General features: G+C 63.6%; 8 protein-coding genes. All 8 read left to right on the top strand.

All coding sequences use genetic code 11. The features are described from left to right. Nucleotides 1–314: 314 nt before the first annotated feature. The 8 genes from dpdE to dpdD are packed head-to-tail and all read left to right on the top strand — an operon-like array spanning nucleotide 315 to nucleotide 18,038. Nucleotides 315–3,626: a protein DpdE gene (gene dpdE, locus GWK25_RS09785; RefSeq protein WP_215449393.1), complete on the top strand. Its 3,312-nt coding sequence runs from the start codon at nucleotides 315–317 to the stop codon at nucleotides 3,624–3,626. Next, on the top strand, nucleotides 3,616–6,255 hold the full coding sequence (gene dpdF / locus GWK25_RS09790) for a protein DpdF (protein ID WP_215449395.1): 2,640 nt from the start codon (nucleotides 3,616–3,618) through the stop codon (nucleotides 6,253–6,255). Before dpdE ends, dpdF begins: the two co-directional genes overlap by 11 nt. After that, entirely contained in the window at nucleotides 6,255–7,163 is a 909-nt protein-coding gene (dpdG, locus tag GWK25_RS09795) for a protein DpdG (protein ID WP_215449397.1), read from the top strand. The genes dpdF and dpdG overlap by 1 nt, the downstream gene beginning before the upstream one ends. Then, complete coding sequence (dpdH, locus tag GWK25_RS09800) at nucleotides 7,156–10,293, top strand: protein DpdH (RefSeq protein WP_215449399.1); 3,138 nt, start codon at nucleotides 7,156–7,158, stop codon at nucleotides 10,291–10,293. Before dpdG ends, dpdH begins: the two co-directional genes overlap by 8 nt. 11 nt (nucleotides 10,294–10,304) lie before the next feature. Then, entirely contained in the window at nucleotides 10,305–10,976 is a 672-nt protein-coding gene (locus GWK25_RS09805; protein WP_215449400.1) for a hypothetical protein, read from the top strand. Beyond that, the gene (gene dpdJ / locus GWK25_RS09810; protein WP_215449401.1) at nucleotides 10,973–15,475 is read left to right on the top strand and encodes a protein DpdJ; all 4,503 of its coding nucleotides are present in this window, start codon (nucleotides 10,973–10,975) and stop codon (nucleotides 15,473–15,475) included. The genes GWK25_RS09805 and dpdJ overlap by 4 nt, the downstream gene beginning before the upstream one ends. Further along, complete coding sequence (dpdK, locus tag GWK25_RS09815; RefSeq protein WP_308404199.1) at nucleotides 15,472–15,993, top strand: phospholipase D-like domain-containing protein DpdK; 522 nt, start codon at nucleotides 15,472–15,474, stop codon at nucleotides 15,991–15,993. Before dpdJ ends, dpdK begins: the two co-directional genes overlap by 4 nt. Beyond that, the gene (dpdD, locus tag GWK25_RS09820) at nucleotides 15,990–18,038 is read left to right on the top strand and encodes a protein DpdD (protein ID WP_215449402.1); all 2,049 of its coding nucleotides are present in this window, start codon (nucleotides 15,990–15,992) and stop codon (nucleotides 18,036–18,038) included. Before dpdK ends, dpdD begins: the two co-directional genes overlap by 4 nt. Nucleotides 18,039–18,050 lie beyond the last annotated feature (12 nt).

Consider the following 18,050-nt stretch of genomic DNA (forward strand, 5'->3'; position numbering starts at 1 on the left):
GGCGGATCAACTTCCCACGACTGTGCACGCCAGTGGTGACGCGCGCACCTCATGTCGGGCCGTGCAACCTCCGGGCAGGGCTCCGTTTCGGTCATATTCTGTGGCGCGTCACACCTGGCAACCGTGACCGGGATGACCATTTTCCGACGATTAGCGGTTCATGTCGCATCGACTCTGCGTCACCGGCGGCGCAATGGCACTCCGTATTCGAATGTGCATGCGAATTTTCGCATTACTCCGTCAATCGCGTTGTCAGTGGCTGCCCCTAAGCTCATGTCAGTCGTTAAACCAGCAGGTGGGGGGCGAGTAGAAAGATGCCTTCGGGCTTCGCAGTCGGGCACCTTGTCGAGTTCAAAGGGGCGCCTGGAATCGGCCGTGTAGGAGCGGTCAACGGTGACACTCTCCGCATCGACTTCTTCGAGTCTGTCGCCGAGCCGGAAGTCGAGTCACACACGGTGCCAGCAACTGCATGCCGGCACGCCGTACTCCAGCGGGAGACTCGCGTCTTCTGGCGCAATCCGAACACGGGCGCCTGGCTGGCCGGACGCGTCCAAATGGCTCAACGCCCCATGTATTTCGTGCACTTCCCCAATACGGAAGCTGATCTTCCAGTGCCGGAGGCCGAGCTTCGCGTCCGGTGGGACAAGCCAGTGCGCGACCCTCTCCAGGTGCTGGTATCGGGTGGCAACGAGTCCGGCTACTTCCACAACACACGGCTCCCCCTGCTTCACAACCTCGTCGGCCAACGCGCGGCCAGCGCCAGCACCCCCGCCCTACTGTCGTCCGCGGTGGAGATCTACCCCCATCAGATCCATGCCGCACTGACCGTGTTGTCCGACCCTGTTCAGCGGTACCTTCTCGCCGATGAGGTCGGACTTGGCAAGACCATCCAAGCTGGCTACGTCATCCGGCAGACCTTGATCGACAACCCGCGCGCCCGGGTGACCGTACTTACCCCCGAGGTCTTGCGGCGCCAGTGGCGAAGCGAGATGTGCGAGAAGTTCTTCATCGACGACTTCGTAGACGCCCGCGTACGGTTTACATCCCACGAGACGCCGGAGAAGTGGGCCCAGTACCACGACAGTGAACTCGTCGTGGTGGACGAGGCCCACGACTTGGTGCATGACGTGGACAACGACGACCCGAGATACGGCGAACTTTGCGCGCTGGCCCACACCGCGCCCAAGCTCCTTCTCCTGTCGGCCACTCCAGTCACGGCAGGCCCGACAGCCCATCTCGCGCTTCTGCATCTGCTCGACCCTGCCCTGTACGGCTGGGAGAACCGGGACGCGTTCGAGGGCCGTCACGCGCTGCGCGAGATACTCGCGGACCGCGTCTCCGGGCTCGATGACAAGCTGCCTCCTCTCCTGCCATCCACGATCGACCGCATCAGGGACGTCATCCCCGAGGACCCGCTCTTCGAGGCCTTGGCACCCCAAGTACTCGATCTCCTCGACGAATACGACGAACTCGCCGACGACGCGGACGCTCCCGAACTCGCCCTGCGTGTGGAAGCGCTCCGCGCTCACATCAGCGAGACGTATCGACTGGATCGTCGGGTAATTCGGCATCGCCGAGCCCGCATCCTTCGAGACGACGAAGAATCCGATCTGCTCCCCTACGTAGTCCGCGGTCGGGCTCGCCCCCAAGTCCTCGGCGAGGGATCGCTGCACTCTTTGGCCTCGGAAACCCTCCGCACCTGGCAGCGGCACACGTGGGATCACCTCCTCGATGAGAGCCTCGATGATCGGCAGACCGAGTACGGTCTGCTCCTCGGCGTCCTCACCTCGCGACTCGGTGGCCCTTCAACGGACTTCCTCGACGCGATGCGGTGGCGTGTACGCCGAGACACACAGGCGGCAACTCGCGCTGGCCTCACGGACCAGGAGCGTGAACTGCTAGTAACCCCGCCTCAGTTCGCGTACGAGGTCGCGCTCGTGGAGCGGCTCGAAGCCATGCTTGACCAGGGTGGTCTGAAGGACGAGACGGACGAACTCGTTCACGCACTGCTGCCTCTGATCTCGAAGGCCGCCAGAACCGTGATCTTCGCGGGACCCGGTTCACTCGCGTCGGAGCTCACGGCAGAACTGAGCCGCCGCCTTCCCGGCACCTCCATCGCCGAGCACACTCGGCGTGCCGGCTCTGAGGCATCGAACCAGGCCGTAGACGCGTGGCGGGCGCCACGTAGGAAGGACATTCGGGCTACGAGGAGCACCGAGAATCCGCCCCGCATTCTCGTCGTGGACGACTCAGCGGACGACGGTCTGAACCTGCAGAGCGCGGACACGGCAGTGCACCTGCGCCTTCCCTGGTCGCCGAATCGTCTTGAGCAGCGTCTCGGCCGCATCGACCGATACCCCGACTTCGAGGCGACCGGACACGGCCCTGCCGACCAGTTCGTTCTTGCCGAGACCGAGGAGTTCAACGGCGCCTGGCTGACCCTGCTGCAGGACGGCTATCAGGTCTTCACCGAGTCTGTGTCCACCTTGCAGGACCCCATCGCAGGTAACCTCTCGACTGTGTGGTCCAAAGCACTCGTGCAGGGACCAGGAGGACTGGCGAACTCCGCCGAGGAGGTCTTGGCCCAACTCGGAGCCGCTCGGGCCGCCATCGCGAAATTCGACAGGCTCGAATCCGTCCACGAGTCCTCTACTTACGAGACGGACATCGCCGCTGACCTCGGCAAGTTCGAGCAGCCGTGGCGCAAGACCCAAGACGCCCTCCTGATGTATGCGGGCGACGAATCCTCCGGCATCAAGCTGCGCCACTGGACCCGAATCGAACGCGGCTGCGAGCGCCACAAGTTCAACCTCGCTTCGCAGCCCCTGGTCTCGCCCCACCTCTACCAGGCGTTGAAAGCTAAGGTGCCCGCTGAAGCCGCTGAAGCAGCGTTCATTAGGGCCGCAGCGCTCCGCGCCCCAGGCACGCGCCTGTACCGCATCGGCAATCCTCTGGTCGACATGCTGGCATCGGTGATCTACACCGACGACCGCGGTCAGGCCACTGCCTTCTGGCGACTTGATCCACTCCACCGGGGAGAACTGGAGCCGTACTTCGGCTTCGACCTCGTGGTGGAAGCCGACGTCACAAACGCCTTGGCCCTGGTCGCCAACGAGCAGAAGGCACGCGCCGCACTGCAGCGGCAGGCAGATCGGATCCTCCCACCGTTCACGCTCAAGGTGTGGGTTCCCGCAGGCAGCACGAAAGCCGTCACCGACGAACAGACCCTCAGGTGGCTTGAAAAGCCGTACGACAACAGCAAGGACCACAACTACAACTCCAAGCTGATCCGTGAACTGGTCGACCTCTTCGGTGGCTGGAATTACTACGAGACCGCAGCAAGGTCGGCCAACGGGGTCGCCCTTGATGAACTTGAGCGAGTGACGGACCTTGCAGCCCACTGCGCCCGTGCCCAGCAGTCGGCTCGTCGTCGTCTCGCCGTGGCCAAGGCCCAAGCCCAGTCTCGTCAGGCGGCCGGACACCTCCTGGGAGACACCGAGAGCTACCTGTTGGACGTATCCGTCGCGGACGCCCTCGTCGAAGGGCTGACGCGGCCGAACGTGAGGCTCGTCGCGGCTACGTGCATCGTGAAGAGCGGCTACAGGAGAGTCCGGCATGACTCGTGACGCACGCAACGCCTTCCTCCCGCAAGGTGACCTGAACGTCGATAGCTGGACAGGAGCCCGCGAACTGCTTCGTGCCTGGCCTTCGGTCCCGCAGTTGAACGACGACATCCGGGGCACGCTACGGCGGCTCCGCGACGCCCTCGCCGGTCTGGAGAGTGGAACATCCGGATGGAGGGATGTGGCGGCTCTCCTACGCCAGGTCCTGCTTGAGGCGCAGGCACGCGGGAACAACACAGGCCTCGTCGTGCCCAGCCACCCTCTGCTGCCCACTCACGAGCAGTGGCCCGAGGTCCACTGCGATGCGATGCCGAACGAACGCGGCTTGTACATCACAGCAAAGCCGTGGCATCCGCCTGTGCCTGAGAGCGACGCTGCAGCGGTGGCTCGGGAGGATCTTCGACAGGTACATCTTGGGCGAGAGGCGGAGCACCGTCGCCACCTTGAGCCCTACCCTGCTGACCCATTCTGGAGGGAAGCCCTCGGTGCCACACGCGACCAGTACTTGTCGATCGGGCAGCGGCAGGCCGCGCGCGCGGTTGCGCTCGCGCAGCCGGGCAGCACTGTGATCGTTTGCTTGCCCACGGGCCACGGTAAGACCGATGTCATCCTGGCCCCCGCCATCCTGGCGAGCCGGAGCGCCGGCGTCTCCGTCGTCGTTGTTCCCACTGTCGTTCTTGCCCTCGACATGGAGCGCCGTACCCGGCCGCTGATGGAAGCACAGGGATGCTCAAGCCCCACTGGGCGCTATGCATACGTCGGTGGTCTGTCCGAAGACGTCAAGCGGCAACTCCGCGAGGACATCCGCACCGGCCAGCAGCGCCTAGTATTCACTTCGCCCGAGGCACTCGTCAGGGGACTGCGCAAGCCACTCGAAGACGCCGCGGAAGTCGGTCTGCTTAAGCATTTCGTTATCGACGAAGCTCATCTCGTCGAGCAGTGGGGCAACGGCTTCCGACCTGAATTCCAGACAATGTCCAGCCACCGCCGCACCTGGCTCAGCAAGGCTCCCGACGGCCTGGCCCCCGTCACTGTGGCCATGAGCGCCACCCTCACCACGCAACAGGTCAGCACGCTCGAAGAGCTCTTCGCCGGACCAGACGAAGCTCATCTCGTCTGGGCTTCACAACTCCGCCACGAACCTACCTACTACATCAGCGCATCTGAGACGCTTCAAAACCGGCAGGATTCGGTTCTTGAGGCGGTGTCGCTCCTGCCTAAACCCCTGGCCTTGTACGTCTCCACAGTCAGAGACGCAAAGGAATGGGGGGAGCGCCTTCGGGCCTCTGGGTTTTGCCGCGTAACTCAAGTGACCGGTGACTCAAGTGACCAGGACCGTCGCGGTGCCGTTGAGGGCTGGGGGGGAAAATCTACCGAAGAAAACAGCAGAATCTCTACCCGCTTTGACGTCGTCGTAGGCACGTCAGCATTCGGGCTAGGTATCGACCTGCCGGACGTGCGAACAGTGCTGCACGCCTGCCTGCCCGAGACCGTTGACCGGTACTACCAAGAGATCGGCCGTGGTGGGCGAGACGGAAACCCCTCTGTCGCCTACATGGTGACGGCACCCGGGGACCGAGACGTCGCCGAGACTCTCGGCAGCGAACCGGTCATCACCTCTGAAAAGGCGCGGAAACGTTGGGACGCCATGTTCCGGCGCGAACAGCAACTCGGCGGTAGCCGCTATCGTCTCGACCTGGACTCCCGCCCGAGCCACGTCAGTGAGGACTCCGAAACCAACAGGTCCTGGAACGTTCGCGTCCTCAACCTTATGGTTCGCGCCAAGCTGATCGAACTCCACGTACCTCAACCGCCCCAACGCGAAGAGGGAGAGCTCGAATCCGTATGGGCAGAGCGTGTAGACGAGTTCAGGAAAAATGTGGGGACACGGGCTGAAGTCACCATCAAAGACCCTCAAGTCAACACTGCGGAGCGATTCATATCTCGCTTCGAGGCAGAGCGACAGAAGCTTCTGGATCACCAGAAGGAATCCCTCACGGGTCTGGAAGAGGCACTCGGTGGAAGTCAGTGCATCGGTGACGTACTCGGGGAGTACTACCGCCTGCGACGAGGCCGAACTTCCCTGCCTACCCGTGTCACCTGCCGTGGTTGCCCGAACTGTAGGGCGACCGGGCGCCCAGACAAGTCCGGCTTCTACAGGCTCGCCGGGGAGCCTCGTCCGTGGTTGCGCTTCCCAGTACCTCCTCCCAACGATCCACTGGCCCGCTACCGTGACGGTCTGTCCTGCTTGAGCCTGTGGTGGGAGGGCGAGCAGGAGCAACGTCTCCATGTACCCCGCCTCCTGGAGCGACTGGTGCGCCGTGGGATCGCCGTCGTAGGCGGCCCTGGTGTTACGACACGGTGCCGGGATGTACTCCGTAAGGCAGCCCGTACATACCCTGTTGTGTTCGATGAGGATGCCGAGTTGCTGAAGTCATGGGCTGGCCCTGTGGTGTGGATCCTGGACGACTCGCCCTCACTGGACTATGACACCGCAGCACGGTTCAGTTCAGAGGACATCACGTACCTCCTTCACCCACGCCACACTCGACACCCGGATCGGACCAACGATCCGCTGATCGATATCCACCGCGCCAAGCTTCCGGTCTTCCGCGCCTTGGAGGAAATCTGATGACGCTCCTAAATCCCCGCGGCGCAGCCTTGCCCACTCAAGCATGGGCAGTCGTGCGGTTGCTCGCCTATTTGGAGAAGGCAGTCCCGTTGGAGGAGGCACGTTCTCTGCTGTCCCCGCCGTCAATTCGCGGCGAGAAGACGAAGGACAAGCCGCCGTTCGACAAGGCAATCAGCACTCTCGACGAGTTGGGCCTGATTCGGATCGGGGGCGAAGATCAGCAGCTCTCTCTGGCTGGTGCCGCTACGACACTTGACGGGCAGGACGTATCCGCGTTCAACTCCGTACTCCGCCAGGCGGTTCTCGATCAGGCCAAGAACACTTCGCTCGGCGATTCTGCCGACCAGACCGGACCTCGCGACCTTACCCGCGCACTGGCCTGGCTGCTCTCGCTGGATCCGACAGATCCGATGGACTGGTACAGGGTGCAGAACGACCAGCGAGAAGCGTTGCGGCCGGAGGCAGGTCCCGTATTCTCCAACGAAACTCGGTGGAACCACTTCAACTACTGGGCCCCCGCTTTGGGGTTGGCCGCACCCCCGCTCTTCCAAGTCGAAGGAAGCGCAAACAGACTTGTACCCGATTGCACGACTGCGGTCCGACAAACGGCGGCCGAACTACAGCAGACCGAGGTGAGGATGAACGCTGTAGAAGTGCTGCGAATCCTTCGTGAGAGGCTTCCCGTGCTGCCGGGCGGCGCACACTCACGGGCTGTGGGACTCCGTTCTCCAGGTGACACTACGGCCGGCGCGGCTCTCTCCTTCGCGCTGCTGCGTGGCGAAGACGAGAAGTGGTTGCGCCTTGAGCACGACGATGACGCACAGCACGTGCTCCAGGTTCACGACCCGGACAGGTCATCTGCGCGACCGGTCAGTGCCATCACCATCCTGGAGGTCATCAATGGCTGACTTCCGCGGCATGCTCTGCTGGGACCCGCCGACCGCATCTGCAACGATCAACACCGAGGCCATCAGCCCCCACCGGTCCGTCTTCCTTGCCACGCATGCACCTTTGCGCATCAAGCGTGCCTTGGTCTCAGAGGACAAGCAGGTGCAGCCGATCGGCGATCTGATCAATGAACGGTCTGTAGTCAACGACTTCCTCACCAAGAAGTCCGACTCAGGCGCCCTCCTCATGCTGGTCCTGGGAGACTCAGGATCCGGTAAGTCCCATCTAATCCGATGGGCGCGCGAGAATATCCCAACGTTCGTTCCAGATTCGGACACCCACGAGGTCATCTACCTCGAACGCTCCATGACCAGCCTCAAGGCCGTGGTCAAGGCTCTCATCGCCAAGGCGGACAGCAGCGAACTAGCGCAACTCAAGGAAGATGTCGACAGGTTCACTGCCGACATCGATCAAGAGTCGCTCGGCCGTCGCATCCTCAATGAATTGAGTGAGCTTCTATCCGCGACAGTGCCGAAGGATATCCCGGGGCCAGGACGGGTACTTGCCGGCCCAGGGAGGCTGGCAGCGATGCTGCACGACCCGTTCATTCGACAGCACATGTTGTCGGAAGGAAAATTTGTTCCGCGGCTTGCGGCTCAGCTTCTCAGGGATCGCCGCAGTGGGCAGGACGAGCGTCCTGAGACCTTCACTTTTGAAGACTTGCCCTTGGATGTCGACTACGACAACGCCGCTTCAGATATGGTCGCTCGCCTGCTTAACCAGATCGCCACGCGAGACGACCTCCAGGCCACCGCCGTGGACCTACTCAACAAGCACTTGGAATCTGCGGTTAAGAATGCGGCCAACCTTGGCGCGGGGCGCCTCTTGGACGCGATGATGCAAGTCCGCGAGGAGTATCAGCGACGCGGAAAGGAAATCATCCTCCTCATCGAGGACTTTGCTCTCATTCAGGGAGTCCAGCAAGATCTCTTGGACGCTGTGATCGAGGCAGCAAATCGGGACGGAAGTACGTCGCTCGCCCCCATCCGCACGCTCATGGCTGTCACGCCGGGCTACCTGGAACAGATTCCGGAGACGGCGCTCACCCGAATCCGGGCCACCGCTGGGTACGTCTACAACCTGGATGTCCCCTTCAGTGCGACCGACACCGGAAGCCAGGAAATCTCTTCGTTCGTCGGACGCTATCTCAACGCAGCTCGCGTAGGCCGGGACGCGCTGGAGCGCGCTCGCGACGGCGAAACACCCAACGCGTGTGAAGGTTGTCCTCTCCAGGAACGATGCCACGACGCCTTCGGTGTCACGCCAGAAGGGTACGGCCTGTATCCCTTTAACTCGTCTGCTCTCGTCAGAACCGTCCACTCAACCGCAGACCCGAAGAAGCCATGGTCTTTCGTTCCTCGAACCGTTCTCGGCAGTGTCGTACGACCGTTGCTGATCGATCACGCCGAATCCATCCGGCGAGGTGAATTCCCAGACTCTGAATTTCGACGCCGGTTCTCGAGGGCTGACATCGATAAAGTGTTGAGCCGAGAGGCGCATGCCTTCATTGACGAGAATGATCGCGTCGAACCTGAGCGACGAAAGTCCCTTCTTTTGTTTTGGGGAGATGCTCCCGCGGACGCCAATACGATCGATGGCACGATCCTGGAAGCATTCTCTCTTCCTCCCTTGGACGGCCAATCGCGGCGGATCCCGACAGGGGCACGTCCACCTTCGACGCAGAGGCATCACGACGAATCCCTCGACAGGGAAACCGAGCCTGCTTCCGAGACGGACAACATTCCTCGATCTCTCAAGAAGAAGCTGGAAACGGTCAATGTTTGGCTTACCGACGAAGAAGTCCTAGACAATTCCACCGCACTTAACGTCCGCACTATCATCGCGACGGCCGTGCTGCAGCGATACCGCTGGGAATCACCGCTGATGCACGAGCAAGGCAAGCGAGTGATGGTAGGAGTAGGAGGGGCTTGGCCCAATAACGCAACAGTGGTTTCAGTAGCTGGGGCGGACGAGCGCCTGGCCGGCGCTGCTGACGCGCCCATCCGCTTCGGACGCACAGCCAAGGACAGCTACTTCTTCGAAAGTCTGCTGTGCGCCGAGTCGGGCAAGGGACAGGTCAGAAGCCAGGACATCCGGCGTCTCGCAACCTACGCCGAACAGTACGCGCCAGCCCTCACGTCACGCGTTCAACGTCACCTGGAGATCTCCGACGAGCAGTTGGTACTTGGCCTACGTGCTTCTCTACTCGGCGCGATGCTCGCCGGCCAGGCGTACCCGGGGATGGAAGCCGCCGCGCTACTCACCGCTGTCCTGGACGAAGGTCAGGGATGGGAGCGGGCGGACGTTGCGTTGAGGACAAAGCAGTGGAACGACATCTTGAAGCGTCACCTGGATGCGCGTCCTGTTCTCGTTGAGCGGCTCAGGGAAGCCGTAGGTGTCGCGCAGGGCGTGACCGGGGCCGTGCGGATGATTGACGCTGCCCGCATGTTGCCGCTGCTCAAGCGGACGACATCTCAGTGGGAATGGACGCTCGACAGGACACAGGTCCCATCGTGGGTGCAGAAGGCGGTCACCGGCTTCTCCACTCTGTCTGTCCTGGTGGACGAGCAACTGAACCTGCTTGAGAACCAGTTGGCGGAGATCCGGCAGCGGCACCCTCGCGGCACCAACAGCGCACACACGCTCACCGCGATCGAGGGCGCCCTCACCACGGCCCAGGAGGTCGGCGGGCTGATGCCACTCGGAACGGACCAAACACTCCGCTTCGAGTCGCTCCTTGAGCGGGGCAGGCAGGTCGAATGGACCGCGGTGTCCGAACTGGAAGACGACCTCGGCCGAGCATCGGATGAAAACCGGACTGACCGAGCCCGACAGGCCGCTCGCATAGCTGCTGCAGCACAGGACCGCGGAACGGCCATCCAGGACATCCATTTCTTGCTCTCCGAGAGCGAATCGTGGCTGGAAGCTGCACTCAGGAGGGCTGACGCGCGAACGGGCAGCACTGCAGTCGACAGCGTCTCTCTCGCTATGCAGACCGTGCTCGGTGAATGGAATGAGGTAGCACGATTGGCCTCTGATGCATCGAGGTCAGCCGAAGCCTCCGCCACGCTGGAAGGAGACGCCGAGTGACACAGAGACCTGTGTATGAGATGGCGCTGCAACTGCAGGATCGAGCCCGGCAGTTGGCTGAGGGCGAGGCGGGCGTGAAGGAGGCAGCCCGGGTTTCGTCGCGTATCAACGAACTGAGTGCACGCCTGGCGGATCTCCGGAAGGAAGTTACAGTGGCACTCGCCTTGAAGAACCAGGGCGCAGCAACGGGCCCCGGCCTCTTGGCGGCCAGCGACGGGCTTGAGGCGTTCACGCGGAGGGCTCAGAACGGGTGGCCTGGCGATCAGGCTTTCAACACGGCCAGGCGGAAGGTCCAGGCGGCAGCCGACGCCATCCGAGAAGAGAACCTCGCAGCATGGACCGAGTGGTCAGGTCGCCAGTTGGCTTCGCTTCCTCTGGCACGGATTCCGATGTTGCCTCCGCAGGAGCAAGTATTGGCTCGATCGCGTCGTACTGATCTTGAACGTACCGCGTCAGCCAAGACCGTTACCGCCGGGGACATCACCCTATTCGTGACCAAATGCGAAGCACTCGCAGAATCACTGCGTGATGCGAAGGAGCCGCCAGCGGAACTCCTCGCGCTTCTTGAGCGACTCGACCGTCGCCCGGCTCCAACTCTATTCGATATCACGAACCAGGAAATTGCCCTCTTGCGTGAATTCGCAATGGACGGCCAAGTCGCACTGACAAGGAAGGGCGCGTGACACAGCTTATCAAGCAAGGGTTCGCCAATGCGCTTCTCAACCGGCTGGAAGACCGCGAACTCCCCCTGCTCTCCTGGGGAGTGACGGAGAGCGCCCTCTCTGAAGCTGAGGTTTTGGAGACCATCGACGAACTCCTTGTCACCCGACAGGACGCACCGCCCGGGGCCTCGACCGACGAGGTGCTAGAGGAGTGCCTCGATCGTGCCCTGCTGTTCGAAGTGCCCGTCCCCGTTGTCTCGCCTCCGCGGTACCGCACCCGGCTGGCCGAGACCCTGAGGCTGACTACCGGGCTACGACAACTCTTTGCGCGAGGTGGATGGGCCAGCCAACCCGACCGGGGCTGGTGGCGGCAGCAGAAGCGTCTGGTCGCCGACTACCGACTCCACGTCGCGCCGCGCCGCTACCCTCGCCGTGACATCCCCGCAGAGGATGCCCTGGCGGAGCTGGCCCGCCTTGACCAGTGGCGTGACCTGCAGCAGCACGTCGCGGCAGCCCACGTGCGGGACTACAAGCTGGCTCGCTTCCAGTTGGACGCCACGCGCACTGTGTTCAAGGCGCTCGGTGGTCCGCGATCAACGGGAATCATTGTCGGCGCGGGTACGGGTAGCGGTAAGACCCTCGCGTTCTATCTGCCGGCATTCGCGGCGATGGCGGAGCACGCCCGTCCTGGTACAACGTCCCGGGTACACACCCTTGCCCTCTATCCCCGCCTGGAGCTCCTACGAGATCAACTCCGGGAAGCAATTCGTGGGGCCGACGGCATCGAGGGAGCCCTGCGTGCGCAGGGACGTCGTGCTCTGCGTATCGGCGCGCTCTATGGCAACACCCCTTGGAACGCGCGGGACCTGAAATTGGAACCGGGTGGCAGGGTGGCCGGAGCGTGGGCGCGAACCCCTGAGGGGGCCATTTGCCCGTACCTCCCGTGCCCAAATCCCGAATGTGGGACCGGTGACTTGGTGTGGTCCGACAGTGATCGGCTCCAGGGGCGCGAGCAGTTGACCTGCGTGAAGTGCGGCCACACCATCAAGGATGGGCGCCTCGCACTCACGCGCGAGTCGCTCAAAGCCAACGAGCCAGATCTACTCTTCACCACCACCGAGACCCTCAACCGCGCCAGTGCTGACAGCTACCTCGAGCGCCTGCTCGGGTGGCGCGGAGGCAACCCTGGCCCCGCCCTTGTCCTCCTTGACGAGGTTCACACGTACACCGGCGTACACGGGGCACAGGTCGCCCTCCTTCTCCGTCGTTGGCGTGAAGCGGTTGGCCGGCCCGTCACGTTCGTCGGTCTGAGCGCCACGCTGCGAGACGCCAGACACTTCTTCGCCCAACTGATCGGGCTGCATCCGGGCGACGTCGAGCCGATCGAACCGGCTGAGGACGCCATGGAGACCGAAGGCCGCGAGTACGCGCTCGCACTACGTGGCGACCCCGTCGCCGGCGCCAGCCTGCTGTCCACATCGATCCAGACCGCGATGCTCTTCGGACGCACGCTGGACCAAGAAAGTGACCGCTTCCTTTACGGCTCAACGGGTTTTCTGTTCACCGACGACCTCGACGTAACCAACCGTTTCTACGACGATCTCCGTGATGCAGAGGGAGGTCAGTACCGGTCCGGCGGTCGCAGTGGCTGGAAGCCTGTGCTCGCTGGCCTTCGCTCCCCAGATCGAGACGAGCACGATGCCCGCTACCGGGATGGTCAGTCCTGGGACATGGTCGAGAAGATCGGGCACGATCTCGATCCTGGCCTTCGACTCCACCACCTACGGATCGGCCGGACCTCGTCACAGGATGTGGGCGTCGACCACAACGCGGATCTCACGGTGGCCACGGCCTCTCTTGAAGTCGGCTTCAACGATCCTCGGGTCGGGTTGGTCCTGCAGCACAAAGCACCCCGCGACGCCGCCGCCTTCATCCAGCGCCGCGGTCGCGCCGGGCGTCAGCGCGGAACCCGTCCGATCACCGTGGTCACACTTTCGGACTATGGTCGAGACCGTCTTGCCTACCAGGCGTACGAGACGCTGTTCGCCCCGGAGGTACCGGCCCGAACGTTGCCCATCGGCAACCGGTTTGTGCTGAAAATTCAAGGCACGCAGGCCCTCCTGGACTGGACTGGCCGCAAGCTCCGCAGCAGACGTCAGTGGGCGGACCCGCGCAAGCTGCTCAAGGCGCCCCGCGGCGGCGTCGTGCGCCAGGAGGATCAGGCGGCAAGCGAGATGCTCGCCGAGCTGCTCCAGGCGCTCCTGGACAATTCCGGTCTGCAGGATGAACTTGCCAACCATCTGGTGCGGGCACTCCGTATCAGCGCCGACGAGGCTCAAGCATTGCTCTGGGAGCAGCCCCGCTCGCTCCTCCTGGCCGTAGTGCCGACAGCCCTCCGCCGGCTGCGCAGCCAGTGGCGGCCGCTGCGCGACGACTCGGGGGCCCGGGACGGCGCGATGCTTCCCGAGTTCGTCACCCAGTCGTTGTTCGCGCCATTGAACCTGCCAGAGGTGGACCTGCTGCTGCCCTTCTCTGAGGGGGACAGCATCGAGCAACTTCCCATCGCTCGGGCTCTGCGCGAAGCGGTACCGGGGCGAGTCAGCCGCCGCTACGGACACCGCCGTGACGAGCACCGCACCTGGCTTCCGATGCCTCCCGACGACACGGATGCGCTGCCGCTCACTGACATCGTCCGGAGTGGCGATCCTGAAGGAATGTGGTTTCCCCACGGGCACGGCTCTTCCGGATTTCAGGTGTTCCGCCCGCAGCAGCTCATCCTCGATCAACCCCCTCAGGAGATCGACACCCGGTCGCAGGGCATCCCTCGCTGGGGCACGCAGATCGTCGTTCCAGAGGATGCGTCCCTGAGCTCGGCGGACGTTCCAGAGCCTTCGTTGTGGTCGCAGCGCATCGCCTCGGTCAACTTTGCAACCCACGCCGCTGGCAACCCCATCGAGGTTCGGCGCATGACGATGGGGGCAGACTGCGAGATCGCTCGTAAGCGCGGGGACAGTGAGAAGCGAACTGTCCGCTACGAAGTGCAGGGTCAACCGGCTGCCCTCGGCTTCCGGCTTGAGGTTGACGCCTTCCGCGTCAGGCTCATGCCGCTGGATCTCACCGAGCCCGCCGTACGGGACTATCTGGATTCTCCACAATGGCGCTCTCTCGCGTTCTCCCACGCCGTCGCCGAGGATCCGACGCTTGCCGAGATCACCAACAAGTTCCAGCGTGAGTGGCTGACTCAGGTGTATCTGACTGCATTCGCCCTGGCCGGCCTGGACGGCACGCGCACCGGTGAGCAGGTGAGGGCCTCACTCGCCGACGGATCGTGGAGCCAAAACCTCGCTGAAATCTTCAAGGTTCTCTACCGGGACAACAGTGAGTCCGAGCAGCCCGTAGACGGGGACCGCCTGGTAGCCGCACTCCTGGAGTTGTCCCACGACAGCCGCGTCATCTCAGCACTCGACGGAGCAGCGGAACTTCTGGTCGCGCCCGACGTCGCCGCGCACACCGAAGAGTTGGCGCAACGCGCATATCGCGACACCCTGGCCGCTGCGATATCCACGGCGGCTCAGCGGGCCTGTCCCGATGCGCAGGACGGCGACCTAATCGTCGACGTGCTGCCCGGAGACGGCCTGGGCGACCCGGCCACCGTGTGGTTGAGCGAGACGTCCATCGGAGGATTGGGGGTCATCGAGCGTCTTGTGCAGTACTACAGCGAAGACCCGCGCCGGTTCTGGGGACTCGTAGCCAGTGCACTTGCCCCCAGCGACTACGAGTATGTCGATGCGACGCTGACCCGTCTCCTTCGACACCTCATTCAGGAGCCCGGCGGTGAGGCCGCGCAGATGATGAATGCTCTGCGCAGCGCAGAGGACTCCACGGCGGCGGGCACCGCCCTCCGGGGGCTTCGGGCGGCCTGGGAGCGTCTGGATGGCCCTCCTCGGCGTACTGCAGTGTCCGCCATGTCGACTCGACTCCTCCGCCCCGGTTCCAGCCCCGACACAGACGCGGTAGCCCTGGGACTTGTCGATGCATGGAGCGAGTTGGAACAGCGCCTCGGTATCGAAATAGACGCACGCGTCCTGGCTTACGCCGCCGGCGCCGGACGCCTCACGGTTAGCAGCTCGCGGGAAGTGACTGCGGACCAGGCGTTCAGTCTGCTCTGGCCGCGCGGGCGACAGGCCAGAACCCAAGATCTCCAGCACTACCAGCCCTATGTCGGGCCCCCTGTGCTGGACCGGCTCCTCGTACAGGCTGCACACGACGACAACATCGCGCAGATCGACGTCACAGGCACCGACTGGACGCTGACCTACCAGAAGGCAATGGCGGAAGGCGCTGCTGTACAGCTTGTATGTCCAGCCAGGGAAAGCACGGCAATGGCGCAGGCCCTCGTACGCGTGCCGGCGCTGCCCATCGACCGGGACTTCCTGAAGGTGTTCGGCGAAGTTCGCGGGTTCGCGCGCCACAGAGATCAACTGCAAGTGCGAGTGGAACTACGGGAGGCAGCACAGTGAGCGTCCTGGAACGCACCGTCCGCATCGGAGCGCGCACTGGTCTTCGTGTCGATTCGATGCTGTCGGCTGCCTTGATCGCTGAGGCGGTGAACCCGAGCAGTGAACTCTGGTTGGTCTCACCGTGGATTACCGACGTCCAAGTACTGGACAACAGCCACGGCGCCTACGACTCGTTCTTCGGAGATGTTCCGCCACTGGGCTGGCGGCTTTCGGAGGCCCTGGCCCGTATCGCGAGCCCTGAGGCACGTGTACACGTGGTCACACGCCCTGCCCCGCATAATGCCGCCTTTCTGCAGCATCTGGAATCGGCTCCGGAACGGGACTACATCCGCATCGTGCAGAGTCCAGATGTCCATGAGAAGACGCTCTGCGGGGAGGACTGGATTCTGACCGGGTCGATGAACTACACGATCCGGGGCATGGCGGTGAACGACGAATCAGTCACGTACAAGGTCGGCGGCCCGGACGCGGGCCAGGCGCGGCTGGACCTCAGGCAGCGGTGGGGGGCTGGCGCGTGAATCAGAGCCAACAGCGCACGCGGGAGCAGACCGAGGAGTTCTTGCAACGATTCTTCGGAACAGGAAACCGTGTCTGGCCGAACCTCGATCCTGCCTACCAGCACGCTGGCCGGACCCTTCCGTTCGTGGAAGCCTTCCGCCGTGGCGACGACGCTCCTATCGTGCTGCCTCGTACCTACCCCGACCGGGACTGGTTCGTGATGTACGTCATCGCGAGAGATACTGCGGACGCAGCGAAGACGGCCGACTTGATCCGTTCGTTCGCGGGCCCGACGTACATCGCGTACGACCCGCTACGGGGACTCCGCCCGGCTCCACTCGCCCCTGATGATCCGGTCGAGAAGGCGATCCTGGACTTCTTCGGTCCTCGCGTCACGTTCCGACTCGACACCGGCAAGACACGCCAGCACCGCACGAACCTCGCTGAGGCGCTGCAACTCATGCAGCGGACCGTCGCAAGCCGGCCCCCCAGATTGTGGCGACTCGCCAAGCCAATGGGACGACTCCTGGCCGAGTTCGATGCCTCCCTGTCGGCCGGCGGAGACTCCGCTTCGCTCGATGCGCTTGAGCAGTTGGCCGCAGGTGGCGGCATCACGGCAACCAACCTGGCTAACCTGCATATCAAGAGGCTGGACCGGTTGGGGCGGAGCGCAGATGTCCTGGCCTTCCCCGGACTGCTTGACATTGTTCGCCAGAACCCTCCGGCGCCAGTACGAGAAGCGATCCTCAATGCCGTCTATTCAGTGGCGCTGGAGGAGCCGCTCACGGAAAACGACCTCACCGCTGCAAAGAGCAAGCTGGTCGAATCAGGGAGGGTTGTCCCTGATCTGATCCCCAGCGACGCCAGTGGGTACGGGCCGCAGGCAATGACCGTACTGCTGCTCGCGGTTGGAATCCGTCAGGACCTGACTACCCTGCAACGCCTCGCGACATCAGTCGAGGCAAGCGGCCGGGTGGATAAGATCCCGTCGCTCGTATGGGACCACGTCACGGAGTTGCTGCCGACGGTCCAGCCGACAGAAGTCACAACCGCTCCGGTTCCCGAGCCACAAGAAATCCTGGCTGAACGTACAGCAGAGGCATCGACGGGGCGCCATGAGCCAGTTGTGTCCTGGAGCAGTCTGCTGAGTTCGATTGCCGCAGGCCACGCTGACGGCAAGGCGGCGTTGGAGGACCGTACGTGGATGGTCTGGCAGAGCCCGGCCACCGACGATGCGGCGCTCGCCGAGTTCCTGGATGGCTTGCAGGATCACGAGGCGGACAGGGTGTGGAGCGCAGTCGGAGCCTTCATCGACGCCGTGGGATACGACGCGCCCGCGGGCCAGACGGCTCACGCGTTCATCCGGAACGCGCTGACCTTCGACCGATTCGGTCCAGGCGATCTTGCTGTCCTGCAGGCGCTGACGGAGATTGCCCTCCGGGCAGCCCCGGCCGAGGCGGAGTACAGGGAACTCCTTGAGGAGATCGGGTCGGAGCGGAGCCGGTGGGTCGCTGCTGAACGGGCTGCGGTCGCGCTCGACTTCGTCGATCGCCTGTTCCTTGCTGCGTGCCCCAGCAACGAGGCTCGCAGCAACCTGGCGTACGCACTCCTGGAACCCCTCTGGCTGCATCAACAGCGCCTCAACGAGGCGGACTTGGCCTTCGCCCAGCGCCTTTCCCAAGAGCTCGGCATCGACTTCGAGTGGGAGTCTCCCTCCGGGGAAGGCAGTGAGGACGATTCGTCGTCTGCAATCCCGCCGCTGACATTGCTGCTGTACTCCCTGGACGAAGCCGTACTCGCCCGCTGTCGGGAAGAGATTGAGCGACTTGCGCCGGCCGTGAAGGTAACGACGGCCTCCGACCGTGTCGGCACGCCGCAACTGCGCCAGAAGGCCCGCACGGCTGACGCGATTGTTCTGGCCACGCGCTGCGCGAAGCACGCGGCGACCGGCTTCATCGATCAGCACGCGGCAACCGAGCACATTGGATACGCGAACGGTAGCGGCTCGGCGTCTCTTCTGCGTGCGGCGGTCGACGAGCTTCGCGCCGCGGCAGCAGCGTCCTGACAGCAAGGTGGC

This window comes from Streptomyces sp. ATCC 21386 (genome assembly GCF_018728545.1).
Classification (GTDB): Bacteria; Actinomycetota; Actinomycetes; order Streptomycetales; family Streptomycetaceae; genus Streptomyces.